This window comes from Trichloromonas sp., assembly GCF_034006665.1.
In the GTDB taxonomy this organism is placed as follows: domain Bacteria; phylum Desulfobacterota; class Desulfuromonadia; order Desulfuromonadales; family Trichloromonadaceae; genus Trichloromonas.
Genome location: NZ_JAVESI010000043.1, coordinates 1 through 23,592 on the forward strand (window position 1 = coordinate 1; position 23,592 = coordinate 23,592).

Genomic DNA, 23,592 nt, shown 5'->3' on the forward strand with positions numbered 1-23,592 from the left:
TTGCCGTTCAGCTAACGGTTCCCGTCATCAGGGTCCGTAGAGGACTTTCACCTCCAAGTCAACGATTGACCACCACGATCAATCATCTGGTGCTTACGCACCACGCGCCATGCCTGGCGCACCAAAAAAAAGCGGCGCCCGCAAGCGCCGCCGATGAACCGAAATTTCTTTATGTGGATGCCGAGGGTGGTCTGCATTTCGCCGCCACACTGGCGGAGATTCCCGCCGCATTCCGCAAGCAGGCTCAGCGCCTGGAGGAATGATCAGGGCAGGGTGCCGTAGACTTCGGGGCGGCGATCCTGGTAGCAGCGGATCTGGTTGCGGTAATTGACCATTTCCTCGAAGTCGAAGGCGGCGACGAGCTCGGTGTCGCTCTCCCCGGCCTCGGCGAGGATTTCCCCCCGGGGAGCGATAAGCAGGCTCATGCCGAAAAAGTCGAGCTTGCCCTGGATGCCGCAGCAGTTGGCGGCGATGACGAAGAACTGGTTTTCGATGGCGCGGGCGCGCAGCAGGGTGCGCCAGTGTTCCTGCCGGGGTTTCGGCCACTCAGCGCTGAGACAGAGGATTTCCGTCCCTTCCAGGGCCAGCTTGCGAAAGAGCTCGGGGAAACGCAGATCGTAACAGATGGCAAGACCGAGCCGCCCGACCGAAGTCGGCACCACCAGGGTGCGCTCGCCGGCGGCCAAGAAGCGGTCCTCGCCCATGTTGGAAAAGAGATGCAGCTTGCGGTAACTGTCGACGACCTTGCCCTGATCAATAACATAGGCGGTGTTGTAAACCCGGTCCCCCTGCCCTTCCGGCAGGCTGCCGACCAGGACCATGCCCAGCTCCCGGGCGAGATCTTGCAGCGCCTCCAGCACCCGAGGGGTTTCCCGGGCCAGTTCGGGAAGGCGTTTGTAGTCGTAACCGGTACTCCACATTTCGGGGAGAACGGCCAGTCTGGCATCTTTCGCCCTAACCTTGCGAATCCCTTCGGTTGCCCGGTGCAAATTGGCCTCTACATCACCTAAAACGATATTGAATTGAACGGCCGAAACACAGATTTTTCTTTTCATAATTTCCTCGCATAAATAAAAAATCGGTAACTATTCAGCACGGAATTTGAAAAAAGTTCTTGACACGGTTTTATGTCATTTTTGTAAACTCTGCACGCCTTGTTCGAGGGGTGCGCAAAGACCTCTCAGGGGAGCCGCGCTCCTCCCTGGGGGATGATGGAGAGATGAGCCATCCCCGTGACGGCCCAAAAATTTCATGACGGCAGAATGCGCTACAGGGACAAAAATTCCGTCCTGAAAACCCGTGTTACAATGCGTCATCTCATACGCGGGTGACGCAAGAATGACGATTGAAAACATTGATGTCGACGCCACCATCAAGCAGGTCAAGGCGCAACTGGTCCAGGAACCGGATCTGTCGCCGGCCCTTCGGTCCAGCTTGGAGGTTCTGCTGCTTTTGGTTACCCTCTTGCTGAACCGCCTCGGGCTTAACAGCAAGAACAGCAGCAAGCCGCCTTCGACCGACCCGAACCGCAAGAAGGCACCGAAAACCCCGAGCGGGCGCAACCGATGGCGTTGTTACTCAAGGAAATCAACAAAGCGACTCTAGACGCCGGGGGCTGTCTCGATCCTCCAATCGCCGATCATTACCGCAGCCGCTACCGAGCGCTGCTGGCCGAGGCCGAGCGGGAATGCCCCCCGCCTGACGAAGACCAACGAAAAGAGGGGCAACGGGGCCGCCTGGCCCGATCCAAGTCCCGCAATCTATTGGAACGCCTGCGGGATTACGAAGAGGATGTGTTGCGATTCATGGTCGAAGCCCACGTCCCCTTCTCCAACAACCAAGCGGAAAACGACCTTAGGATGACCAAGGTTCAGCAGAAAATCTCCGGATGCTTCCGCTCTTGGGAAGGGGCCAAGATCTTCTGCCGAGTTCGTGGTTACCTGTCGACCTGCCGCAAAAACGGCATCACGGCCGCCGAAGCCTTGCGTCTACTGTTCGAAGGCAAGCAGCCGGATTTCATGTCGCCGGATGGTGACGTGCGACCAAAATCCGAGGGCCTGTCGCTGGCAGGTGAATAGTTTACAAAAAATCGTTTTATTATTATTTTAAGAGACCTCGAAATAACGGGCATTCGCGGGCCAAGTATAAAGTAAATAAATCGGCCATGGCAAGCATTTGAAAACTGTGTTTCGCTTGACACCCGGCAAGAGTTGATGATAAAAAACGGGGCGTAACAGCTTTCCTAAAACACATTAATGGAAAACGACTCTTTCCTCCAGCATAAAGGTGACCATATGAACAAACTATTTTCTACTCTCATCTGTCTTGCACTGACGGCGTCCCCTCTCTGGGCCAGCGAGGGGGGAGGCGGTTCCATTCGCGACCTGACCGGCACAATTTACGGCGTTATCGCCTTGGTCCTCTTCATAGTCGCCTACAGCCTGGTCATCATGGAAGAAAAACTGCACCTGCGCAAAAGCAAGCCGGTCATTTTCGCGGCGGGTATCATCTGGGTTCTAGTTGCCCTGGCCTATGCCGCCTTGGGCGACACCCACACCGCGCACGACGCCATCAAGCACAACCTGATCGAATATGCCGAACTTTTCCTCTTCCTGCTGGCGGCGATGACCTACATCAATGCCATGGATGAGCGCAATGTCTTCCAGGCCCTGCGTTCCTGGCTGGTCAGTCGCGGCTTCACCCTGCGCACGGTCTTCTGGATGACCGGATTACTCGCCTTTTTCATTTCGCCGGTGGCGGATAACCTGACCACGGCGCTACTGATGGGCGCGGTGGCCATGGCGGTCGGCGGCGACAACAAAAAATTTCTGATCGTCGCCTGTATCAACATCGTGGTCGCCGCCAATGCCGGCGGCGCCTTCTCCCCCTTCGGCGACATCACCACACTGATGGTCTGGCAGAAGGGCAAGGTCGATTTCGCCGAATTTTTCGCCATCTTCATCCCCTCCCTGCTTAACTGGATCATTCCGGCGGCCCTGATGAGTTTCTCCGTCAGCAAAGAGCGCCCGGAAGCCTTGCAGTGTCTGGTGCAAATGAAACAGGGCGCCAAACGCATTATTTTTCTCTTTCTCTGCACCATCGTCACGGCGGTTTCATTCCACAATTTCCTGCACCTTCCCCCGGCGGCCGGGATGATGCTCGGCCTCGGCTACCTCGGCTTCTTCGGCTACTGGCTGAAAAAAGCGGAACATCGCCTTGGCACCGGCGACCAACCGCTGGACATGACCGGCCACAATCCCGACGAACATGGCACTGCCGTGGCTGTGGCGCCCGGTGAACACGGCCACGGCCCCGGCATCGGTTTCGACCTGTTCCGCAAAATCGCCCGCGCCGAGTGGGATACCCTGCTCTTTTTCTACGGCGTCATTCTCTGCGTCGGCGGCCTCGGCCAGTTCGGCTACCTGGCGGTGACCTCCCAATATCTTTACCTCGACCTGGGACCGACCACCGCCAACGTCATGATCGGCCTCCTCTCGGCGGTGGTCGACAACATCCCGGTCATGTTCGCTGTGCTGACCATGGATCCGCACATGTCTCACGGCCAGTGGCTGTTGGTCACCCTGACCGCCGGCGTCGGCGGCAGCCTGCTTTCCATCGGCTCGGCCGCGGGCGTTGCCCTGATGGGGGCCGCCCGCGGCGTCTACACCTTTGGCAATCATCTCAAATGGACGTGGGCCGTCGCCCTCGGTTACGCCGTCAGCATCGTCGCCCACCTGTGGATCAACGCCAGCCAGTTCACGGACTTCCACTAGGCCTGTCTGCCTTGCCCAACGGAAAAAGGCGGGGAACTCCCCCGCCTTTTCAATGCCCGATGACCTCCCTCTACCTGCACATCCCCTTCTGTGCCCGCAAGTGCCCTTATTGCGACTTCTTCTCTACTGATCGCCATTCCCCGGCGCTGCTGGCGGAGTATGTCGAACGGCTGCTCCAACAACTGAATCTGGCCGCAGCCAGCGGTATGTGGGAGGGACCGCTGACGACGGTCTTTTTCGGCGGCGGCACCCCTTCACTGCTGACACCGGCTCAGGTCGGCCGAATTCTGCAAGCGGCTGCCGCCCGCTTCGGCTTCGTTGCCGGTTGTGAAATCAGTCTCGAAGCCAACCCCGGCACCCTCTCCCCCCAATCCCTTGCCGGCTACCGTGCCGCCGGGGTCAACCGCCTCTCCCTCGGCGCCCAGTCCCTCGATGATCAGGCCTTGGCCCAGCTTGGCCGCATCCACAGCACCGCCGAAATCCGCCAGGCGGTGGCCTGGAGTCGCGCGGCGGGCTTCGATAATCTTGGACTCGATCTGATCTATGCCCGCCCCGGCCAAAGTCCGGCCGACCTGGAACGGGAGATTGCCGCTTTTCTCGCCCTGGAACCGGATCACCTCTCCTGCTACGGCCTGAGCGTGGAGGAGGAAACCCCCTACCATGACCTTCAGCGCCGGGGGGGATTGGCCCTTCCCGACGAACAGAGCTACGCCCGGCAGTTTACTCTCCTCCACGACGACCTGGACGCAGCTGGTTTCCATCATTACGAAATCTCCAATTACGCCCGCCCCGGGCGCGAATGCCGCCACAACCTCGGCTACTGGCGCCGCCAGGGGTGCCTGGCCCTCGGCGCCGGCGCCCATGCCTTCGATCCAGCCGGCTGGGGTCGGCGCCTGACGGTTCCCGGCGATCTCGCCGCCTATGGGCAGGTGTTGGGAACGGGGCGCGACCCCCTGGTGGAGTTGGAACGCTTTGACCGCGCCGGGGCCATGGCGGAAACTCTCTACCTCGGCCTGCGCACCGCCGAAGGAATCGACGACCGGGATTTCGCCGCGCGCTTCGGAACATCTCTCGCCACCCACTTCGCCACGGCCATCGCCCGCACCGGCAGCCATCTGCGCCATGAAGCGGGGCGCTGGACCTTTGATCTTTCCGGTTGGCTCATCTTCGATCACCTGATCCTCCCCTTTCTCTAGCCTGCCCCGTACCCCTTTTTCACGGGAGAAAATGCCCTGTAATGGGGGGCTTTGCCCTTGACAAAGAAAAGGGGCATTGTTATGTTGTGCCGTGTTAGCACTCGGAAGTGATGAGTGCTAAGGCATTAACGGCCGGGCTTTCCGGCTTGAGTTTTTTGGGGCCGGAAAAAACCATGAGCGATGAACTCAACGAGCGCAGCCGGCGCATTCTCGAAGCAATTGTCGAGGATTACATCGGCACAGCCGAACCGATCGGTTCCCGGGCGGTGACGCGCCGCCATCAGATCGGTCTCTCGCCGGCGACGGTGCGTAACGTCATGGCCGATCTCGAAGAGATGGGCTACATCGTCTCTCCCCATACCTCGGCGGGCCGGGTGCCAACGGAAAAGGGCTACCGCTTCTACGTCGATACCCTGCTTCAGATCGGCCAGCTCGACCCAGCACAGAAGACCCGCATTGAAGCATATTACCGAATCGACGGCCTGCGTGTCGAAGAGCGGTTACGGGAGGCGGGCAAGGTGCTTTCCGCCATCTCCAGCTACGCCGGGGTGGTGATGACGCCGCGCTTCAACTGCACGGTCTTCCGTCATATCGAGTTTCTCAAAATCTCCCAGGGGCGGCTGCTGGTCATCTTTGTCTCCCGTTCCGGGATGGTGCAGAACAAGGTCATCGAAACTGACCTGTCCCTTTCCCAATCGGAACTGGAACAGATTTCCAACTATCTTAACCAGACCCTCAGCGGCCTGAGCATCCAGGAGATCAAAGCCAAGATCGTCCGGGAAATGGCCGAGGAGAAAGCGATCTACGACAAGCTGCTAAGCCGCGCCCTGGAACTCTCGCAAGAGGCCATGAGCGACGAATTTGGGGGCCAGGTCTACATCGAAGGGGCCGCCAACATCCTGGAACAACCCGAATTCAAGGATCTGGAACGGATGAAGCGGCTCTTTCGGACTTTCGAGCAGAAAAGCCTGCTGGTCGAACTGCTCGACAAAAGCCAACTGGCTCGGGGGGTACAAATTTTCATCGGCAGCGAGTCCGAATACCGCGAAATCGAGGGGTGCAGCCTGATTACCGCCAACTATTCGAGCAGCCGGGGGACGATCGGCACCCTCGGGGTAATCGGCCCCAGCCGCATGAACTATTCCCAGGTGATTCCCGTGGTCGACTACACCGCGCGCCTGGTCAGCCAGATCCTTGAAAACGAATTGGAATAGACAGACACAGGAGAACGCATATCGTGGCAAAAAAATCCGAAAAACTGAAAGAGCAGGCCCTTCCCGCCGCCGAGGAAACCGCCGCCGAAACCGTCGAGGAAGCGCCGGCGGCCGAGTCCGAAACCCCGGAGACCACTCCGACCCTTGAGGAGCAGCTGGCGGCGGCCCAAGAAGAGGCCCGCAAGAACTGGGATCTCTATCTGCGCGAACGGGCCGACTTGGAGAACTTCCGACGCCGCGCCCAGAAGGAGAAAGAAGACTTGGCGCGCTTTGCCAACGAAAATATCCTCAAGGAACTGCTGCCGGTGCTGGACAATCTGGAGCGGGCTCTCGAACATGCCCGCCAGGAAGGGAGCGGCGGCGAGGAAAGTTTGCGGCAGGGGGTGGAGATGACCCTCGGTCTCTTTGCCAAAAGCCTGGAAAAATTCGGCGTCACCCCGATCCAGGCGGAAGGCGCGCCCTTCGATCCGGCCTGGCACGAAGCGATGGGACAACTGGAGAGCGCCGACCATCCGGCGAATACGGTGGTGAAGGAGTTGCAGAAGGGCTACCAGCTCAACGGTCGTCTGCTCCGCCCCACCCTGGTCATGGTGGCCAAGGCGCCCGTCGCCTAGCCGTCCTTGCTCAAACCACCAAAAATCACCCGTTAAAAGGGCTCAACACAAGGAGGACATCATTATGGGTAAAGTCATCGGTATCGACCTCGGCACCACCAACTCGTGCGTGGCGGTCATGGAAGGCGGCGAGCCGGTCGTCATCGCCAACTCGGAAGGGGCTCGCACCACGCCGTCGATGGTCGGCTTCGCCGAAAACGGCGAGCGCCTGGTGGGGCAGCAGGCCAAGCGGCAGGCGGTCACCAATCCGGAAAACACCCTCTATGCCATCAAGCGTCTGATCGGCCGCAAGTTTGATTCGGAGGCGGTGCAGAAAGACATCCAGATCAGCCCCTTCAAGATTCTCAAGGCGGATAACGGCGACGCCTGGGTCGAGGCCCGGGGCAAAAATTACAGCCCGCCGGAAATCTCGGCGATGATCCTGCAGAAGATGAAGCAGACGGCGGAAGACTATCTCGGTGAGGAAGTGACCGACGCGGTCATCACAGTCCCTGCCTACTTCAACGACTCCCAGCGCCAGGCGACCAAGGATGCCGGCAAGATCGCCGGGCTCAACGTGTTGCGCATCATCAACGAGCCGACCGCCGCCTCCCTCGCCTACGGCCTGGACAAGAAAGCGGAAGAGAAGATCGCGGTCTTCGACCTCGGCGGCGGTACCTTCGATGTCTCCATCCTCGAACTGGGTGACGGCGTATTCGAGGTCAAGTCGACCAATGGCGACACCTTCCTCGGCGGCGAGGACTTCGATCAGCGCATCATCGACTACGTCGCCAGCGAGTTCAAGAAGGAGCAGGGGATCGACCTGCGCAGCGACAAGATGGCCCTGCAACGCCTCAAGGAAGCGGCGGAGAAGGCCAAGTGTGAGCTCTCCGGCTCGATGGAGACAGAGGTCAACCTCCCCTTCATCACCGCCGACGCCAGTGGTCCCAAACACCTGTTGATCAAACTGACCCGCGCCAAGATGGAAAGCCTCTGCGAAGACCTGCTCAACAAGCTGGTCGAACCGTGCAAGACCGCCATCAAGGACGCCGGTCTTTCGGCCTCGGATATTGACGAAGTTATCCTCGTCGGCGGCATGACTCGTATGCCGGCGGTACAAAAGCGGGTCCAGGAGATCTTCGGCAAGACCCCCAATAAAGGGGTCAATCCCGACGAGGTTGTTGCCATCGGCGCCGCCATCCAGGGGGGCGTGCTCAAAGGGGAAGTCAAGGACGTCCTGCTTCTCGACGTCACCCCCCTCTCCCTCGGCATCGAGACTCTGGGCGGGGTCATGACCAAGCTGATCGAGAAGAACACCACCATCCCCTGCAAGAAGAGCCAGATATTCTCCACCGCCGCCGACAACCAGCCGGCAGTCTCGGTGCATGTCCTTCAGGGCGAGCGAGAAATGGCCTCCGACAACAAAACCATCGGCCGCTTCGAACTGGTCGGCATCCCCGCCGCGCCGCGCGGCGTGCCGCAGATCGAGGTGACCTTCGACATCGACGCCAACGGCATTCTCCATGTCTCGGCCAAGGATCTCGGCACCGGCAAGGAGCAGTCGATCCGCATCACCGCATCCTCCGGCCTCTCCGACGCCGAAATCGAGAAGATGGTCAAGGATGCCGAAGCCCATGCCGGCGAGGATAAGAAAAAGCGCGAACTGATCGAGACCCGCAATCAGGCCGATGGCCTGGTCTACAGCACCGAAAAGTCGCTGGCCGAGCACGGCGACAAGATCGACGCCGAGGCCAAGGGCAAGATCAACAACGCCATGGAAGAACTCAAGAAGGCCATGGAAGGGGAAAACGTCGAAGAGATTCAGAAGAAGACCGAGGCTCTTGCCCAGGCTTCGCACAAACTGGCCGAGGCTATCTACGCCAAGGCTCAGCACGAAGGGGCCGGCGAAGGCACGACCACGGAAAGCGCCACCAAAGAAGGGGGCGAAAACGTGGTTGACGCCGAGTTCGAGGAAGTCGACGAGAACAAGAAATAAGGTGAATTTCTCCTTTTTCCGACCCGCCGTAGGGGCGACGCATGCGTCGCCCCTACATGCATTTTTTATGAAAGAAGGATCGTCCCTTGGCTAACGGTAAACGCGACTATTACGAGGTGCTCGGCGTCAATCGCAACGCCGGCGATACCGAGATCAAAAAGGCCTACCGGCGTCTCGCCCTGCAATACCATCCGGACAAGAATCCCGGTGACAAACAAGCCGAAGAACGCTTCAAGGAGCTGACCGAGGCCTATGCGGTCCTCTCCGACGCTCAGAAACGCGCTACTTACGACCAGTTCGGCCATGCCGGGCTAGGCGGCAACGGCGGTTTTTCCTCTGAAGGCTTCGGGTTCGGCGGAACTCCTTTCGAGGATATCTTCGGCGACATCTTCGGCGATATTTTCGGCGGGGGAGCCTCCCGGCGCAGTCGTGGCCGTCGCGGCGACGACCTGCGCTATAATCTCACCATCTCCTTCGAGGAAGCCGCCTTCGGTCTGGAAACCAAGGTTCAGATTCCCCGGCACCAGACCTGCGAAGCCTGCGGCGGCACCGGCGCCCGTAAGGGAACCAGCCCGAAGACCTGCCCAACCTGCCACGGCACGGGGCAGGTCCGTTACCAGCAGGGTTTCTTCTCCCTGACCCGCCCCTGTCCCACCTGCGGCGGCGAGGGACGAATCATCGAAAATCCTTGCCCGGAATGTCGCGGCACCGGCAAGATCAAGGGCAAAAGGACCATCTCACTGAAGATCCCGCCCGGGGTCGAGACCGGCAGCCGCCTCAAACTCAGCGGTGAAGGGGAAATCGGCTCCCAGGGCGGCCCGCCCGGAGATCTCTACGTGGTCATCACGGTCAAGGATCATCCAATCTTCAAACGCGAAGGGCAGGACGTCATCTGCGAAACGCCCATCTCCTTCGTTCAAGCGGCCTTGGGTTCCGAGATCGAGATACCGACCCTCGACGGCAAGCTGAAGGTCAAGGTGCCTCCCGGCACCCAGTCGGGAAAAGTGCTGAACCTGCCCGGCAAGGGCATCCCCAGCCTCCAGGGCTACGGCCGGGGGGACCAGCTGGTGGTGCTGAGGGTAGAGACCCCCACCCATCTCACCCCCCGCCAGCGGGAATTGCTCGAAGAGTTCGCCCGAGAGAGCGGCGAAGAGATGCACCCTATGGGCAAGAGTTTTTTTGATAAGGTCAAGAATCTGTTTGATTGAGATATTTTACCGGGAGGGGCTTATGTCAGGCCGCCGCGCCGTCTGGTTCTGCACCATTTTACTGCTCTTCATAACGGCATTTTCCGCCGTTGCGACGAGCGCCGACGATCCGGCTCTGGCGCGGGGAATCTCCGCCTATGAAGACGGGGACAGCCAGGAGGCGCTCTCCCAGCTGCGCGGCTTTGTTATCCGCAACTTCCAGGATCCCCAACTGCCGACCGCTTATCTTTACCTCGCCCGGATCTTTCTGGAAGAGGGAAGTCATAAGGAGGCGCTGCTCTATACCGGCCGCATTCCCGATGAGAAAAAGAGCGCCGAAGCCCTGCTCGTCGAGGGATTGGCCCTCGCCGCCTCCGGTCAGCAGGAATCGGCCGTAGCCCGCCTGCTCAAAAGTAACCCGGGGCAGTTGCAACCCGCCGACGGCCTCCGCCGGGCGACAGCCTTGGCGGAGATCCAGTCATCCCGGGGTCAGCATCTGGAAGCCCTGGCCGTCATTCAGCGCCAAGGGGATGGCCGTGACCCAAGTCTGCTCGCCCTCGCCCATGACATCCTGAGTGAGCGGATTTCCAACGGTGATCTCAACGAAGCGGTTTTCATGTTCCAAGGAACCCCTCTCGGACTGGATGCCCGCACCCAGCAGGCGACCCGCGCCCTTCAACAGGGGCTCGCCGAACAGGCGCAGCTTCTTCTGGCCAAGGTCTTACAAAGCCCGGTCGCCTTCCCTTACCGGAATGAAGCCGAGGCCCTCTGGAACAAGCTCGGCGGCGGTGATCCCGCCACTTTCGCCGACCGGTCACCGGCGCCCCCCCCCGTCCCCGCGTCCCTCCCCCCGACGACGCCCTCGCAACCCTTTCCGGAACGAAGCCTGGGGGTGCTTCTTCCTTTGCAGGGTCGTCACGCTCCCTTCGCCCAACTGGTACGGCAGGGCATGGAATTCGCTGTGGAGGTGCACGGTCAGAACTATCCCGGCATCCGGCTGCTGATTCGCGATTCGGGCGCCAATCCCGAGGAGAGTACCCGCGCCGTTAATGAACTGGCTGCCGACCCGAGTGTTCTCGCCATTGCCGGACCGATCACTGGCGGCGCCGCCGCCGTCTGCGCACGGCAGGCCCAGCTCTTGCGCATTCCCCTTTTCGCCCTGACCCCCAAAACGGGAATTCCCGATATCGGCAACTTCATCTTCCGTCATTCGCTGACGTCTCAGGCACAGGTTGAGGCGCTGTTGAGCCAGGCGATGGAGCGCCGGGGACTGACCAGCTTCGCCGTGCTCTATCCTGAATCTTCACAGGGTAAAGAACTTGCCGGTCTTTTCGTCAACAGCGTGATGCGCCGCGGCGGGCAAATCGTCGCCAGCGAAGGTTACAAGGAAAGTCTCACCGACTTCCGTATTCCCCTGCGCCTGCTCAAAGGGGAAGATCCCAACAGCCATGCCCTCCCGGCGAACGATCCCCCCCCCTTCCAGGCCCTGTTCATTCCCGATTATCCGGAAAAAATCAGGCTGATCGCTCCGCAGTTGAGTTACTACGGACTTCAGGGCGTACAACTGCTCGGGATCTCGGGTTGGAAATCCCCGGAACTTCTTCGCAGTTCCGGCCAATTCCTGCAAGGGGCGTTTTTTGCCGATGGTTTCTATGCCGACGCCGATGCCGCCAATGTCCGGCATTTCGTGGATACTTACCGCGCCCGCTACGGAGCCGCTCCGAGTATTCTCGAAGCCCAAGGCTATGACGTCGCCAGTTTGTTGTTACAGTTGATGACCCAACCTGAGGTCCGCGACCGGGAGAGTCTGCGCACAGCACTTTCCCAGGTTACCCATTTTACCGGGGCTAGCCGGCCCTTTTCCATCGCCGCCAATGGCGACTCCCAGCAGTCCCTCTGGCTTCTGACCATAGCCGAGGAAAGCTTCGCCGAAGTCCCATGACAATCTGACGATTCTGCTGACTACATTATTATTTTCAAACCCTATCGCCGCTGCCAGCGGACGCAAAAAAGCCCCTCTCCGTCTCGAAGCGGGGCCCTGTTTCCGCTGCCGGCGTCCGTTGGCTAGAAAAGCTTAGGCTGTTTAACCACTTCCACCATGGCGATGTCGAAGGTCAGATCCCTTCCCGCCAGGGGATGATTGCCGTCGAGGGTCAGGGTCTGGTCGCTGACTGCGACAACCTCGACAATTCGGCGGCTGTTGTCGTGGCCAACAATCTCCAGACGATCGCCGACGCGGGGGGCGATCGCCTCCGGCAGCCGCGCACGATCGATCTCCTCGATTCGCTGCGGTAGCTTTTCCCCGTAGGCCTGAACGGCGGGGATGGTAACCGTGCGTTTTTCGCCGGTCACCATGCCGATCACGGCTTCCTCGAAGCCGGGGATCACCTCTTTCTTGCCGATGACAAACTGTAAGGGACGGTCCTCGGGAGACTCATCGAAGATCTCGCCGTTGCTCAACGTGCCCGTATACTGAACGGTCACGATATCGCCTTTGGCCGCTGGTAACATTTCCGCTTTCCTTTCTCTCCTCGGGGTTGGCTTCATCTCGTAAAAACCCCGGTAAGATACCTTCTTGGCGCCCTCCTGTCAATTTTTCCACCCGCCTCGGCATCTGTTGACGGAATCATCAGGAAAGGTTCTCACCGTTTGATTATTAAACGAAAGACTGCTAATATGCCCCTTCATTTACGTTTATACTGCCCTTATTCCCCATTCAACCCACTCGGCTCGCCTGCCGGTCCCGCTCGCGTCACGGAGCGATGCCTCAATCAAAACTGACCAAAGGATTTTTCCATGAGCGGCACTTCCGACGAAAAACTTAAAGGTATCGCCAATCTTTTCGACAAGACGGAACTTAAAAGTTTCATCCTCAACTATTTGATTATTCTGATGGTGATCGAAGGGTTAATTTTCTTCGTCTGCTTTATCATCCACCTTTCTTCCCCCGACGCAGCCTTCCCCTGGCGCCCCTATATCTTCGCTTCCTTCATCGCACCGGTGGCCATCACCTTCATGTTCGGGGTCGTCATTCTCTTTTTCAACAAATATCTCTACGACTATTCCCATTCGACGAGCAAAGACTTGGCGGCCGGGTTCGGCGGCGATCTCTCCTCCCCTTCCAAACTCCAGGTCGCTCTCAACATCACCCGCCAAGTTCCCTTCCTTCTTGGCCTGCTGATGCTGGTGCTGGCTGCGGGCATCATCTACAAGATCGACGATATTCTCATTTTCATCGGCCATGCCGGCGAACGTGCGGCTTTCTATCTCCTCGCCTCCCTCGGGGTGCTGCTCGGGGTCGCGGCCATCTTTGCCATGGTCTGGATGTATCTCAGCTATCGCCTCCGCCGCGAAAAGCTCAACCACCAGTACCAGTACCGCCGAGACGTGGCGGAACGCCTGGGGTTGGTCATCCTCGATGACAATTCGGTCTTTGACCGCGAAGGCAAATCGATCAGCCTCGACAACTCGACCAAACAGATTTCCGACAAACCCCGGGAGGATGATCAAAGCATCACCCTGATTCCTACTTTACCGGAAGAAGAAGATGATCCGGAGAAACAGGATTGACCGCCAAGGGCGACCCTGGTGAAAAAAACGGCTCTTGCCTTTTCGGGCAGGAGCCGTTTTTGTTTCACGTGAAAAATGACCGGTTCAATGGCTGCGGCCGACACCGATGCGGGGGCAAAGGTCGACAACCGGACAGCGGGAGCAATGGGGAATGGGCGCTTTACACAGAGCTCGGCCGTGCAGGATGAGAACATGACTGGTTTGCGTCCAACGTTCTTCAGGAAGCAATCGGCAGAGATCCTTCTCAATGCGCACCGGGTCGCTTTCCCGGGTCCAGCCGAAGCGACCGGCGAGACGCTTGACGTGGGTATCGACCACCATCCCAGGGGTAGCGAAAATGTTGCCGAGAATGACGTTGGCGGTCTTGCGTCCGACTCCGGGCAGGGCGACCAGCTCCTCCATGCGCTGCGGCACTTCGCCGGTATGGCGTTCAACCAAGGCCCGGGCGCAGCCGATGAGGTTTTTCGCCTTGTTGCGGAAAAACCCGGTGGAGCGAATAAGATCCTCAAGTTCGACGGGGTCGGCGGCAGCCAGGGAAGGAGCGTCGGGATAACGGCTGAAAAGGTCGGGGGTCACCTGATTGACCCGGAGATCGGTACATTGCGCCGAAAGGATGGTAGCGACAAGCAGTTGCAGGGGCGTTTGAAAGTGCAACGCGCATTGGGCGTCGGGATAGAGGGCTTCGAGGCGTTCCAGAAGAAGCAGGGCACGGCGGCGGCTCATTCGTCCCGCAGTTTGTTTTTCAACAGCCTTATCCACAAGTGTGTATAACTTCCTCAGCCCGGCGCGACTTCCATGCGGCTGCGCTCCAGTTTTTCCGCACGCAGGAAGGTTCTCGGATCGGTAATCTCACAGGTGACGATGAGCGGCAGGTGGCGGCAGGCCTGGCGGGCCGCGGCATTTTTCAAGATGCGGGTAGCGATGATGCGCAGGTGACCCCGATAATAGGCGCGATCCCGGTCGATGAGCGGCAGGGTGGCGGGATAGGTGCCGCGCCATAAAGAACCGACAGCCTTTTTGAGGTGCAGGCTGAGGGCGAGATTGCCGGCACCCCAGAAGGTATCGGCAAAGTCGCCGAGAAGCAGGGTGGCACAGGTCAAGGAGCGGTCGCCAAGCAGGTCGGGGCCGACGAGAGCGGCGATCTGCCGCTGTCGCGCCTGGTGACCCGCGGTCAGCTTCAGGTTGAGCAGATGCAGGCGTTTTCCATCCAGATCGAGATCGGCCCGGAGGACGGAACCCCCCGCGCCGAGGTCGTACCCCTGAATCCCCTTGAGCGGAAGATGAGCGAGCCAGCCGCTGCCCGAGGCCTGGGGGGCACGATAGGCGCGCATGCCGAGTTGCCGGGCGAGATGGTCGAGTTGATCGGGCAAGGTTTCTGTTTCCAGGTTTTGCAGAGCCAGGAGATCCGGTCTCCCTTCATCGATCACTGCGGCTATACGCTCGGGATCGACCCGTCCGTCCGCGCCCCGACACTGCCCTACGCTGTATGTCATGATGCGGATGCTGGTCAAATTTCGCTCCCCCGCGCCGGATGAGATTTCCGTCGGAAATCAGCTTTCGGGAAGTGGACCGATAAGCTATCGCCCTTCTTGCAGATAAGTAACGTCGCGGATAATCACCGACTCGACCGGAATATCCTTGAACAAGCCCTGGCCCCCGGTCTTCTTCCCGGCAATGGCGTCGACCACTTCCAACCCCCGCACCACCCGACCAAAGACTGCGTACCCGTAAGTTGCCGGGGAAACCCCGCGGTGGTCGAGGAAGTCATTATCCTTGTGGTTGATGAAAAACTGGCTGGTCGCGCTGTCGATAACATTGGTACGGGCCATGGCGATGGTTCCGCGCAGGTTTTTCAGGCCATTGGTCGCTTCATTTTTGATCGGGGGAAGGGTTTCCTTGCGTTGCATGTCGGCGGTGAAGCCTCCTCCCTGAATCATGAAATCCTTGATCACCCGGTGAAAGATCGTCTCCTTGTAAAAGCCTTGCTCGGCATATGCGACGAAGTTCGCTACCGATAGCGGAGCTTTTTCCCGGTTGAGCTCTACCTTGATGTCGCCGAGGCTGGTCCGGATAAGGGCGAACTCTGCGGCAGAAACGGAGGTGGAAAGGAACAGGACACAGAAACAAGCGCCGATGAAACGCCGGATCATGGGGATCTCCTTACCATTGGAGTTCAGAGCGCTTCAGCCTTGAGGCCACGCAACATTAGATCGGTAACGGCCTGATGCGGATCCTTGTTCTCGTAGAGGATCCGATACATCTGCTCGGTAATCGGCATTTCCACGCCGAGACGACAAGCCAGATGGTACGCGGAGAGTGTGGTCTTCACGCCTTCGGCGACCATCTTCATCCCCGCCAGAATCTCCGTGAGGCTTCGCCCCCGGCCCAGTTCCATACCGACGGTACGGTTTCGGGAGAGGTCGCCGGTGCAGGTGAGAACCAGATCGCCCATCCCCGCCAGCCCGGCGAAGGTTACCGGATTAGCGCCTAGGGCCTGACCCATGCGGTTCATCTCCGCGAGGCCGCGGGTAATCAGGGCCGCTCGGGTATTATAACCGAAGCCAAGACCATCGGAAACTCCCGCCGCCAGGGCAATGACGTTTTTCAACGCTCCACCCAACTCCACTCCCATGACATCGTCATTGGTATAGACCCGGAAATAGGGGGTACTGAATACCTCCTGGATCAGAGCGGCGGACTCCGGATCGCTGGAAGCGGCAACCACGGCAGTGGGCATTTCCGCCGCCACCTCGCGGGCGAAGGAAGGACCGGAGAGAATGGTCAGGCGCTCGCGGCGTTTGGAATCCAGGCATTCGCCGATGACTTCCGCCATAGTCTGCAGGGAATCGTTCTCGATTCCCTTGGAGGCGGAAACCAGCAGGGTCTTCTCGCCGATCCATCCAGCCATTTCCGAAACGACCTGGCGCATGACCTGGGACGGTGGAACCAGCAGCAGCAACTGCCGCTCCCGTACCGCCTCTTCGAGATCGGCGGTGAAGGCGAGATGGGGGGCTAGGGAAAAACCGGGGAGATAGAGATCGTTCTCCCGACTGACAACCATGCGCTCAGCGAGATCCCGTTCATAGACCCAGAGGGTCACCCGATGCTCTTTCTTCGCCAGCAGATTGGCCAGGGTCGTCCCCCAGCTTCCGGCACCGATTACCGCGATATCCATAGTCTCCACTATCCCTGAGCCTTTTTCCTGATGCGAGTCTTTACCTGGTTTATCCGCTGTTTGAGAATGTCCCCGTTCGGATAACTGCCGCGCAGTTCCTCCAGAAGCTTCAGCGCCCCCCGCAAATCGTCGCGATCCTCCAGAATCCCCGCTCGAGCGAAACGGGCTTCGATGGTATAGGAACTCTCCGGCCAGAGTTTTTCCATCTCGGCGAAACGTTCCATGGCCATCTTTTCCTGTCCCTCCAGAGCGAGAATAACCGCCAGGCGATAGTGCGCCTCAGCGCTCCCCGGGCTGTGCGGATAGTTCTTCAGCAAGCTTTCGAACTCGATGCGGGCCTGCTCAAAGTTGTTGAGCCGGAAATAACAATCGGCAACTTGGTATTGAGCGGTGGCCGCTTCGTTTCCGCCCCGGTCAAAAAGCTTCTGGTAAATGACAAGCGCCCGGGGATAGTCGAGAAGCTGATTCTTGTAGATCTCGGCCGCCTGCTGCAGAGCCTTCGCCGCCAGTGGGGAATCGGGGTAGTCTTTTTCCAGCAAAAGGAAAGCGAGAATTGCTTCCGGATAGCTTTTGAGATGAAGCCGGCGGATCAGCCCTAACTGGTAGAGGGCATCGTCCGCCTTCGGGGAATCGGGGTGTCGACGCTGGAGTTTTTTATAGAGACGTGACGCTTCCCGATGATCGCCCACAATCTTCTGCGCTTCAGCCCGGGCATAATATTTTAGGTCCCGTCCCTCGCGCTGGTAGAACTCCCAGACCCCTCCCACCAGAAGAAGAAGCGCCAGAATCGGAAGTGCTCCCCAGATTAACCGGTAAGCCTTAGAGTTCTTCCTCCGGCGGGTCCGTTCCTCCTGTAAAAGCTTCTTCTTCAGCTTCCGAATCTCCATCTTCCTCATCCTTTTCAGCCAAGCGGGCGACGGCGACAATCCGTTCTCCGCCCTCCAGAACCATCAGCCGCACCCCCTGGGTATTGCGGCCGATGACCGAGAGGGTGGAGACGCCGGTACGCAACACCTTACCGCGGTCGGTGATGAACATGAGATCCGATTCGTCGTTGACCAGCTTGATGTCGACAACATTGCCGTTACGCTCGGTGGTCTTAATAGTGATGATACCCTTGCCCCCGCGGCTCTGCACCCGGTATTCGTCGAGGTCGGTACGCTTGCCGTAGCCGTTCTCGGTGACCGTGACCAAGGTCGCGGCAGTGGCGTCAGTGACCACTTCCATGCCGATGATGCTGTCCCCAGCTTCGAGCATCATCCCCCGCACTCCTCGGGAAGTGCGGCCCATGGAACGGACGTCACTTTCTGGGAAGCGAATCGACTTACCGTGGCTGCTGGCCAGGAGGATATCCATGGTACCGTCGGTGAGGCGGGTGGAGACTAGACGATCCCCCTCGTCGATGGTCAAGGCAATGATACCGCCGGCCCGTGGGTTGGAATAGGCCATCAGTTCGGTTTTCTTGACCACGCCGTTGCGGGTGGCGGTAACGATGTATTTGTCTTCGACGAACTCCTTGACCGGCAGGATCGAGGTGACGTTCTCCTCGCTGGAGAGCTGCAGCAGGTTGACGATGGCCTTACCGCGGGTAGCTCGACCGCCCTGGGGGATTTCGTGGACCTTGAGCCAGTAGACCTTGCCTAGGTCGGTGAAAACCAGGATATAGGCGTGGGTCGAAGCAATGAAGAGATGCTCGACAAAATCCTCCTCTTTGGGCCGCATCCCGGTCTTGCCCTTGCCGCCCCGGCGCTGAGCGCGGTAGAGGGAAACGGCGTTACGTTTGATGTAGCCCGTATGGGAAACGGTCACCACCATATCTTCCTCGACGATCAGATCTTCGAGGGAGAGTTCGCCGCTTTTGGCGATGATCTCGGTGCGCCGGGAATTGGCGAAGCGCTCCTTGATTTCCCCCAGTTCCTGCTTGATGATAGAGAGAATTTCCACCTCGCTGGCGAGAATCTCCTTGAGACGCTTGATCAACGCAAGGATCTCGTTGTACTCAGCGATGATCTTGTCCCGTTCCAGGCCGGTAAGACGGTGCAAGCGCATATCGAGGATCGCCTGGGCCTGCAGCGCGGAAAAGCCGAAGCGCGCCATCAACCGCTCCTTGGCCTCGGCCGGACTGGCGCTGCTCTTGATGATCTGGATCACCTCATCGAGGTTCTCCAAGGCAATCTTGAGACCTTCGAGAATGTGGGCGCGGGCCTCGGCCTTTTTTAGCTCGAAGATGCAACGCCGGGTGATGATCTCCTTGCGATGTTCAATGAAGCGGTCCAGCACCTCGCGTAGAGCGAGAATGCGCGGCTGCCCGGCGACGATGGCAAGCATGATAATGCCGAAGGAGGATTGCATCTGGGTCATCTTGTAGAGCTGATTGAGAATGACCTCGGGGATCGAATCTTTCTTCAGCTCGATGACGATGCGCATACCGTCCCGGTCCGATTCGTCGCGCAGGTCGGAAATACCTTCGATCTTCTTTTCTTTGACCAGTTCGGCAATCTTCTCGATCAACTTGGCCTTGTTGACCTGGTAAGGAATCTCGCTAACGATGATGCTTTCCTTACCGGTGCGGCGGTCCTTTTCGACTAGGGCCCGGGCACGGGTTTGGATTATTCCCCGGCCGGTAGCGTAGGCCTCGCGAATACCGTCGCGACCGAGAATGAATCCGCCGGTAGGAAAATCGGGACCCGGAACCATTTGCAGCAGATCGTCAAAATCAAGAGCCGGATTGTCGATCACGGCGATCAGCGCATTGATGACCTCCCCCAGATTGTGGGGCGGAATTTTCGTCGCCATACCGACGGCGATCCCTTCTGAGCCGTTGACCAGCAGATTGGGAAACTTGCAGGGCAGGACCAGGGGTTCCTGGAGCGAGTCGTCGTAGTTGGGACCGAAGTCGACCGTTTCCTTGTCGATATCAGCTAAAAGTTCATGGGCCAGCCGATCCATGCGTACCTCGGTGTAACGCATGGCCGCCGCCGAGTCGCCGTCAATGGAACCGAAGTTACCCTGTCCGTCCACCAGCGGGTGGCGCATGGAGAAGCTCTGGGCCATGCGCACAATGGTATCGTAAACGGCGCTATCGCCGTGAGGATGGTATTTACCGATGACGTCACCGACCACGCGCGCCGATTTTTTATAGGGCTTGTTCCAGTCGTTACCCAGTTCGCTCATGGCGAACAGCACCCGGCGATGCACCGGCTTGAGGCCGTCGCGTACGTCGGGCAAAGCCCGGCCGACGATGACGCTCATGGCGTAATCCATATAGGATTTGCGCATTTCGTCTTCGATATTGACCGGCATTTTGTTCTGGTTCTGCTGCGAATCCATGGATCTTCCTCCGAAAACCCGGACCTTTCAGCGCTTGTTTGCGGTCCGGATTCTTCTGCCTAGATGTCGAGATTGGAGACGTTGAGAGCGTTGTTTTCAATGAATTCCCGGCGGGGTTCCACCTGGTCCCCCATGAGCACGGTAAAAATGTCGTCGGCGGCGATGGCGTCCTCGATCTTTACCTGCAGCAGCATCCGCTTTTCCGGATCCATGGTCGTTTCCCACAGTTGCTCCGGATTCATCTCCCCCAGCCCTTTATAACGCTGGATATATTGACCTTTCTTGGCGCGCTCAAAAAAGAAATCAAGCAGTTCCTGACGGTCGCCGACGATTCCTTCCTCTTTTCCTTCCGAGGAGATGAAGGCCCGCTCGTCCCGGCAGAGATCTTCCACTAAGCGATACGCCTGCAACAGCAGCTTGTACTCGTGGGAAGAAAGTATCTCCAGGATGTGCTGATCGATCCGCGCCCGCACGTTGCCGAGAGTAAAAAGCAGTCGCGCTGGATCCTGTAAAACCTGGAAATTGGCGCGCGGCTCAATCGCTTTGAGTTTTTCCGCCAGAGGCGCGAGATCAGTCATGTCGGCAAAGCCGTTCTGGACCTTGCCGGTAACAAAAATACGCAACACCTCGCGGTTGACGCCTTTGTGGGTAATCTTGTCGAAGAGGTTGTTGTAATCGATGATATTCCGCAACGTCGGAATGATCTGCTTGCCGCGAATCACCTTGCCGCTTTGCTCCATCTGCACGGAAATGCCTTCAACCCCTTCATTGAGCAGGTATTCGAGAAGCGCCGCTTCGTCCTTCAGATAAATTTCCTTTTTTCCACGCTTAGCCTTGTAAAGGGGAGGTTGGGCGATATAAAGATGGCCGCGTTCGATGATCTCGTGCATCTGCCGGAAGAAAAAGGTCAGAAGCAGGGTACGGATATGGGAACCGTCGACATCGGCGTCCGTCATAATGATGATACGATGGTAGCGCAGCTTGGCGATGTCGAAATCCTCCTTACCGATCCCCGTTCCCATGGCGGTGATCAGGGTACGAATTTCGTTGGAGGTAAGCATTTTGTCAAAACGCGCCTTTTCGACATTGAGGATCTTCCCTTTCAGGGGGAGAATCGCCTGATAGCGGCGATCCCGCCCCTGCTTGGCGCTGCCGCCGGCGGAATCTCCCTCGACCAGGTAGATTTCACACAAGGCAGGATCCTTTTCCTGGCAATCCGCCAGTTTTCCCGGCAAAGAAAGTCCTTCCAAAGCCCCCTTGCGCCGGGTCAGATCCCGCGCCTTGCGGGCCGCTTCCCGGGCGCGGGCCGCCTCAATCCCTTTTTCGAGGATCCGTTTGGCGACGCTGGGGTTTTCTTCGAGGTAAACCGCGAGTTTTTCATTCATCAGACTCTCGACGTAACCCTTTATTTCCGAATTACCAAGTTTCGTCTTTGTCTGACCCTCAAATTGGGGTTCGGGCACTTTAACGGAAATAACTGCCGTCATTCCCTCCCGCAGGTCATCCCCCGAAACTGAGGTTTTGATATTTTTGAGCAGGTTATTGGCGCCAGCATAGGTATTCATCGTCCGAGTTAACGCCGCCTTGAATCCAATCAGGTGCGTTCCCCCCTCATGTGTGTTGATATTATTGGCGAAGGAAAAAACCTTTTCATCATAGCCGTCGTTGTACTGGATGGCGACTTCCATCTCCACCCCTTCCTTAGTGCCGGAAAAATAGATCGGCTTGGGATGGATTGGTGTCTTCGCCCGGTTCAGATATTCAACAAACGAAGCAATACCGCCTTCGTAGTGAAAATCGTGGTGTTTTTCGCTGCGTTCATCCTTAATATGAATACGCACACCAGCGTTGAGAAAAGCCAGTTCCCGCAAACGCTGAGATAATATTTCAAAAGAAAATTCAGTCGTTTCGAAGATTTCGCTGTCCGGCCAGAAGGTAATGCGGGTTCCCCGTTTCGTCGTTTGCCCTTCCTTGGCCAACGGCGCCTGCGGCACCCCGCGCTCATAACTTTGCCGGTAAACATGACCATTGCGTCTTATTTCAAGGTCGAGACGAATCGAGAGAGCATTAACTACAGAGACACCGACACCATGCAGTCCCCCGGAAACCTTGTAAGAATCGCTGTCAAATTTACCTCCGGCATGAAGAACCGTCATGACCACTTCCGCCGCCGATTTAAACTGGGTTGGATGCATATCGACAGGAATTCCCCGACCGTTATCTTCCACGGTAACGGAACCATCGACATGAATAATGACAAAGACCTCATTACAGTAACCAGCCAGTGCTTCATCAATGGAATTGTCGACAACTTCGTAGACCAAGTGATGAAGACCCATAGGACCGGTCGATCCGATATACATAGCCGGCCTTTTCCGGACCGCCGCGAGCCCTTCAAGGACCTTGATACTGTCTGCCTGATAAGTTTTTTCCTGAGTCATACCTTCGCGCTTCTTTCCTTAGTTTGCCACGGAGCGCATTACACCGCCCTCAATAGCATAAAAAGACCCTTCTGTCAGACCCCTCCTAATCAGGGGATCAACATCCGTGGTTGTAATAAAAACCTGCCCACTCCGCTGTTGAATGAAATCTAAAAAAAATTTTTGCCTTTTCTGATCTAGTTCGCTGGTGAGATCATCGAGAAGCAATACGGGAATTTCTCCCGTTCTCTGTTCAAGCTCAATGATTTGTGCAATTTTAAAAGCTAGTATAAAAGAACGTTGCTGACCTTGTGATGCATACTGTCTTAATGGTTTTCCGTTGATCATAAATACTGGATCATCACGATGAGGCCCAACTAAAGTCTGTTTCCAAATGATCTCACGTTCTCGAGAACGCTCAAATTCCTTGAATGATTCATTTTCAAGAAAAATTATATTTCTGTCCTTAAATGGATATTCAATTTCAGCTGATTCTCGGTTATCAGTAACAAGGCGAAAGACTTCCATAAAAAAAGGATTCAGTCGTTCCAGATAATGAATACGCTCCGCACGAATTATGATACCAGTACGAATTAACCCGAGAGTCCATGGATAAATTTCATCCGATGTTCTTCCTTCTTTCAAAAGTTTATTTCTTTGGCGCAAGTGCCGAGCATACTCGATACTTGCTTGGATGAAAGATCTATTTCCCTGAAAAACAGCTCGGTCAAGAAACGTTCTTCGTCCTCCAGGAGCCCCCCCAATCAATTGAAGTTCTTCTGGAGAAAAAAGAACTGGAGAAAGCCCAGAAAAAAAATCCTGATATGAATCAGGTTTTTTATCGTTGAGATGCACCTCTTTTCTTTCTTTTCGAATTATTACTTTTATAATTCGATCTATATCGAAACTTCTTAAATTGATGTTAATGACAGCAGTTCTTTTATTATACTGAATGAGATTTTCATTTCGGGCAGATCTGAAACTCTTTAAATAAACAGCTAGATATATAGATTCAAGAATACTTGTTTTACCTTGAGCATTGTCACCAATAATGACATTCAAACGTAAATCAGGTGTCCAATCTAATCTGGCCATGTTTCTAAAATTAACCAGATTTATATTTTTAATTTTCATTTTA

General features: G+C 57.3%; 20 protein-coding genes and 1 pseudogene. 11 read left to right on the plus strand and 10 right to left on the minus strand.

Features of this window, described 5'->3' with window-relative positions; genetic code table 11:
• Positions 1 to 263, plus strand: a 263-nt coding sequence (locus RBR25_RS14215) for a hypothetical protein (RefSeq protein WP_432820215.1), incomplete at its 5' end; no start/stop codon positions are given.
• Here RBR25_RS14215 and RBR25_RS14220 read toward each other — a convergent pair.
• The gene (locus RBR25_RS14220) at positions 264 to 1,055 is read right to left on the minus strand and encodes a carbon-nitrogen family hydrolase (protein WP_432820216.1); all 792 of its coding nucleotides are present in this window, start codon (positions 1,053 to 1,055) and stop codon (positions 264 to 266) included.
• Between the two features lie 283 nt (positions 1,056 to 1,338).
• Between RBR25_RS14220 and RBR25_RS14225 the strand changes: the two genes are divergently transcribed.
• The 9 genes and pseudogenes from RBR25_RS14225 to RBR25_RS14265 all read left to right on the plus strand — a co-directional run bounded on the left by RBR25_RS14225 (position 1,339) and on the right by RBR25_RS14265 (position 11,901).
• Positions 1,339 to 1,605: a DUF6444 domain-containing protein gene (locus RBR25_RS14225; RefSeq protein ID WP_432820217.1), complete on the plus strand. Its 267-nt coding sequence runs from the start codon at positions 1,339 to 1,341 to the stop codon at positions 1,603 to 1,605.
• Positions 1,557 to 2,078 (plus strand): annotated as a pseudogene (locus RBR25_RS14230) (IS66 family transposase); the annotation flags it as partial. The gene RBR25_RS14225 and the pseudogene RBR25_RS14230, both read left to right, overlap by 49 nt.
• 216 nt (positions 2,079 to 2,294) lie before the next feature.
• Entirely contained in the window at positions 2,295 to 3,773 is a 1,479-nt protein-coding gene (gene nhaD / locus RBR25_RS14235) for a sodium:proton antiporter NhaD (RefSeq protein ID WP_432820218.1), read from the plus strand.
• A 59-nt stretch (positions 3,774 to 3,832) separates the two neighbouring features.
• On the plus strand, positions 3,833 to 4,969 hold the full coding sequence (gene hemW, locus RBR25_RS14240; protein WP_432820219.1) for a radical SAM family heme chaperone HemW: 1,137 nt from the start codon (positions 3,833 to 3,835) through the stop codon (positions 4,967 to 4,969).
• Positions 4,970 to 5,142: 173 nt separating this feature from the next.
• Positions 5,143 to 6,183: a heat-inducible transcriptional repressor HrcA gene (gene hrcA / locus RBR25_RS14245; protein WP_432820220.1), complete on the plus strand. Its 1,041-nt coding sequence runs from the start codon at positions 5,143 to 5,145 to the stop codon at positions 6,181 to 6,183.
• Positions 6,184 to 6,203: 20 nt separating this feature from the next.
• On the plus strand, positions 6,204 to 6,797 hold the full coding sequence (grpE, locus tag RBR25_RS14250) for a nucleotide exchange factor GrpE (RefSeq protein WP_432820239.1): 594 nt from the start codon (positions 6,204 to 6,206) through the stop codon (positions 6,795 to 6,797).
• Positions 6,798 to 6,861: 64 nt separating this feature from the next.
• Entirely contained in the window at positions 6,862 to 8,772 is a 1,911-nt protein-coding gene (gene dnaK / locus RBR25_RS14255) for a molecular chaperone DnaK (protein WP_432820221.1), read from the plus strand.
• 86 nt (positions 8,773 to 8,858) lie between these two features.
• Positions 8,859 to 9,980, plus strand: coding sequence for a molecular chaperone DnaJ (dnaJ, locus tag RBR25_RS14260; protein WP_432820222.1), 1,122 nt, complete (start codon positions 8,859 to 8,861; stop codon positions 9,978 to 9,980).
• Between the two features lie 22 nt (positions 9,981 to 10,002).
• Positions 10,003 to 11,901, plus strand: a complete 1,899-nt coding sequence (locus RBR25_RS14265; RefSeq protein ID WP_432820223.1) for an ABC transporter substrate-binding protein — start codon at positions 10,003 to 10,005, stop codon at positions 11,899 to 11,901.
• 122 nt (positions 11,902 to 12,023) lie between these two features.
• Here RBR25_RS14265 and RBR25_RS14270 read toward each other — a convergent pair whose 3' ends face one another.
• Positions 12,024 to 12,506, minus strand: coding sequence for an FKBP-type peptidyl-prolyl cis-trans isomerase (locus tag RBR25_RS14270; RefSeq protein ID WP_432820224.1), 483 nt, complete (start codon positions 12,504 to 12,506; stop codon positions 12,024 to 12,026).
• 249 nt (positions 12,507 to 12,755) lie between these two features.
• Here RBR25_RS14270 and RBR25_RS14275 point away from each other — a divergent pair, with 249 nt between their 5' ends.
• Complete coding sequence (locus RBR25_RS14275) at positions 12,756 to 13,529, plus strand: hypothetical protein (RefSeq protein ID WP_432820225.1); 774 nt, start codon at positions 12,756 to 12,758, stop codon at positions 13,527 to 13,529.
• Between the two features lie 84 nt (positions 13,530 to 13,613).
• Here the strand turns inward: RBR25_RS14275 and nth are convergent, their stop codons facing one another.
• From nth to recF, 8 genes are all read right to left on the minus strand, one after another.
• Positions 13,614 to 14,288, minus strand: coding sequence for an endonuclease III (gene nth / locus RBR25_RS14280; protein ID WP_432820226.1), 675 nt, complete (start codon positions 14,286 to 14,288; stop codon positions 13,614 to 13,616).
• 17 nt (positions 14,289 to 14,305) lie between these two features.
• Positions 14,306 to 15,022, minus strand: a complete 717-nt coding sequence (locus RBR25_RS14285; protein ID WP_432820227.1) for an endonuclease/exonuclease/phosphatase family protein — start codon at positions 15,020 to 15,022, stop codon at positions 14,306 to 14,308.
• An 84-nt stretch (positions 15,023 to 15,106) separates the two neighbouring features.
• On the minus strand, positions 15,107 to 15,679 hold the full coding sequence (locus tag RBR25_RS14290) for a peptidylprolyl isomerase (protein ID WP_432820228.1): 573 nt from the start codon (positions 15,677 to 15,679) through the stop codon (positions 15,107 to 15,109).
• 23 nt (positions 15,680 to 15,702) lie between these two features.
• Positions 15,703 to 16,704: an NAD(P)H-dependent glycerol-3-phosphate dehydrogenase gene (locus RBR25_RS14295; RefSeq protein WP_432820229.1), complete on the minus strand. Its 1,002-nt coding sequence runs from the start codon at positions 16,702 to 16,704 to the stop codon at positions 15,703 to 15,705.
• 8 nt (positions 16,705 to 16,712) lie between these two features.
• Positions 16,713 to 17,591 carry a tetratricopeptide repeat protein gene (locus RBR25_RS14300; protein ID WP_432820230.1) on the minus strand — a complete coding sequence of 293 codons (879 nt, stop codon included), beginning with the start codon at positions 17,589 to 17,591 and terminating at the stop codon, positions 16,713 to 16,715.
• Complete coding sequence (gene gyrA, locus RBR25_RS14305; RefSeq protein ID WP_432820231.1) at positions 17,524 to 20,034, minus strand: DNA gyrase subunit A; 2,511 nt, start codon at positions 20,032 to 20,034, stop codon at positions 17,524 to 17,526. Before gyrA ends, RBR25_RS14300 begins: the two co-directional genes overlap by 68 nt.
• Positions 20,035 to 20,093: 59 nt before the next feature.
• On the minus strand, positions 20,094 to 22,475 hold the full coding sequence (gene gyrB, locus RBR25_RS14310; protein ID WP_432820232.1) for a DNA topoisomerase (ATP-hydrolyzing) subunit B: 2,382 nt from the start codon (positions 22,473 to 22,475) through the stop codon (positions 20,094 to 20,096).
• A gap of 18 nt (positions 22,476 to 22,493) precedes the next feature.
• On the minus strand, positions 22,494 to 23,588 hold the full coding sequence (gene recF / locus RBR25_RS14315; protein WP_432820233.1) for a DNA replication/repair protein RecF: 1,095 nt from the start codon (positions 23,586 to 23,588) through the stop codon (positions 22,494 to 22,496).
• Positions 23,589 to 23,592 lie beyond the last annotated feature (4 nt).

Bases quoted from the DNA above. Each gene is read 5' to 3' on its own strand.
- RBR25_RS14220 (WP_432820216.1), bottom strand. From the start codon at position 1,055: ATGAAAAGAAAAATCTGTGTTTCGGCCGTTCAATTCAATATCGTTTTA.
- RBR25_RS14225 (WP_432820217.1), top strand. From the start codon at position 1,339: ATGACGATTGAAAACATTGATGTCGACGCCACCATCAAGCAGGTCAAG.
- nhaD (WP_432820218.1), top strand. From the start codon at position 2,295: ATGAACAAACTATTTTCTACTCTCATCTGTCTTGCACTGACGGCGTCC.
- hemW (WP_432820219.1), top strand. From the start codon at position 3,833: ATGACCTCCCTCTACCTGCACATCCCCTTCTGTGCCCGCAAGTGCCCT.
- hrcA (WP_432820220.1), top strand. From the start codon at position 5,143: ATGAGCGATGAACTCAACGAGCGCAGCCGGCGCATTCTCGAAGCAATT.
- dnaK (WP_432820221.1), top strand. From the start codon at position 6,862: ATGGGTAAAGTCATCGGTATCGACCTCGGCACCACCAACTCGTGCGTG.
- RBR25_RS14265 (WP_432820223.1), top strand. From the start codon at position 10,003: ATGTCAGGCCGCCGCGCCGTCTGGTTCTGCACCATTTTACTGCTCTTC.
- RBR25_RS14270 (WP_432820224.1), bottom strand. From the start codon at position 12,506: ATGAAGCCAACCCCGAGGAGAGAAAGGAAAGCGGAAATGTTACCAGCG.
- RBR25_RS14275 (WP_432820225.1), top strand. From the start codon at position 12,756: ATGAGCGGCACTTCCGACGAAAAACTTAAAGGTATCGCCAATCTTTTC.
- RBR25_RS14285 (WP_432820227.1), bottom strand. From the start codon at position 15,022: ATGACATACAGCGTAGGGCAGTGTCGGGGCGCGGACGGACGGGTCGAT.
- RBR25_RS14290 (WP_432820228.1), bottom strand. From the start codon at position 15,679: ATGATCCGGCGTTTCATCGGCGCTTGTTTCTGTGTCCTGTTCCTTTCC.
- RBR25_RS14295 (WP_432820229.1), bottom strand. From the start codon at position 16,704: ATGGATATCGCGGTAATCGGTGCCGGAAGCTGGGGGACGACCCTGGCC.
- RBR25_RS14300 (WP_432820230.1), bottom strand. From the start codon at position 17,591: ATGGAGATTCGGAAGCTGAAGAAGAAGCTTTTACAGGAGGAACGGACC.
- gyrA (WP_432820231.1), bottom strand. From the start codon at position 20,034: ATGGATTCGCAGCAGAACCAGAACAAAATGCCGGTCAATATCGAAGAC.
- gyrB (WP_432820232.1), bottom strand. From the start codon at position 22,475: ATGACTCAGGAAAAAACTTATCAGGCAGACAGTATCAAGGTCCTTGAA.
- recF (WP_432820233.1), bottom strand. From the start codon at position 23,588: ATGAAAATTAAAAATATAAATCTGGTTAATTTTAGAAACATGGCCAGA.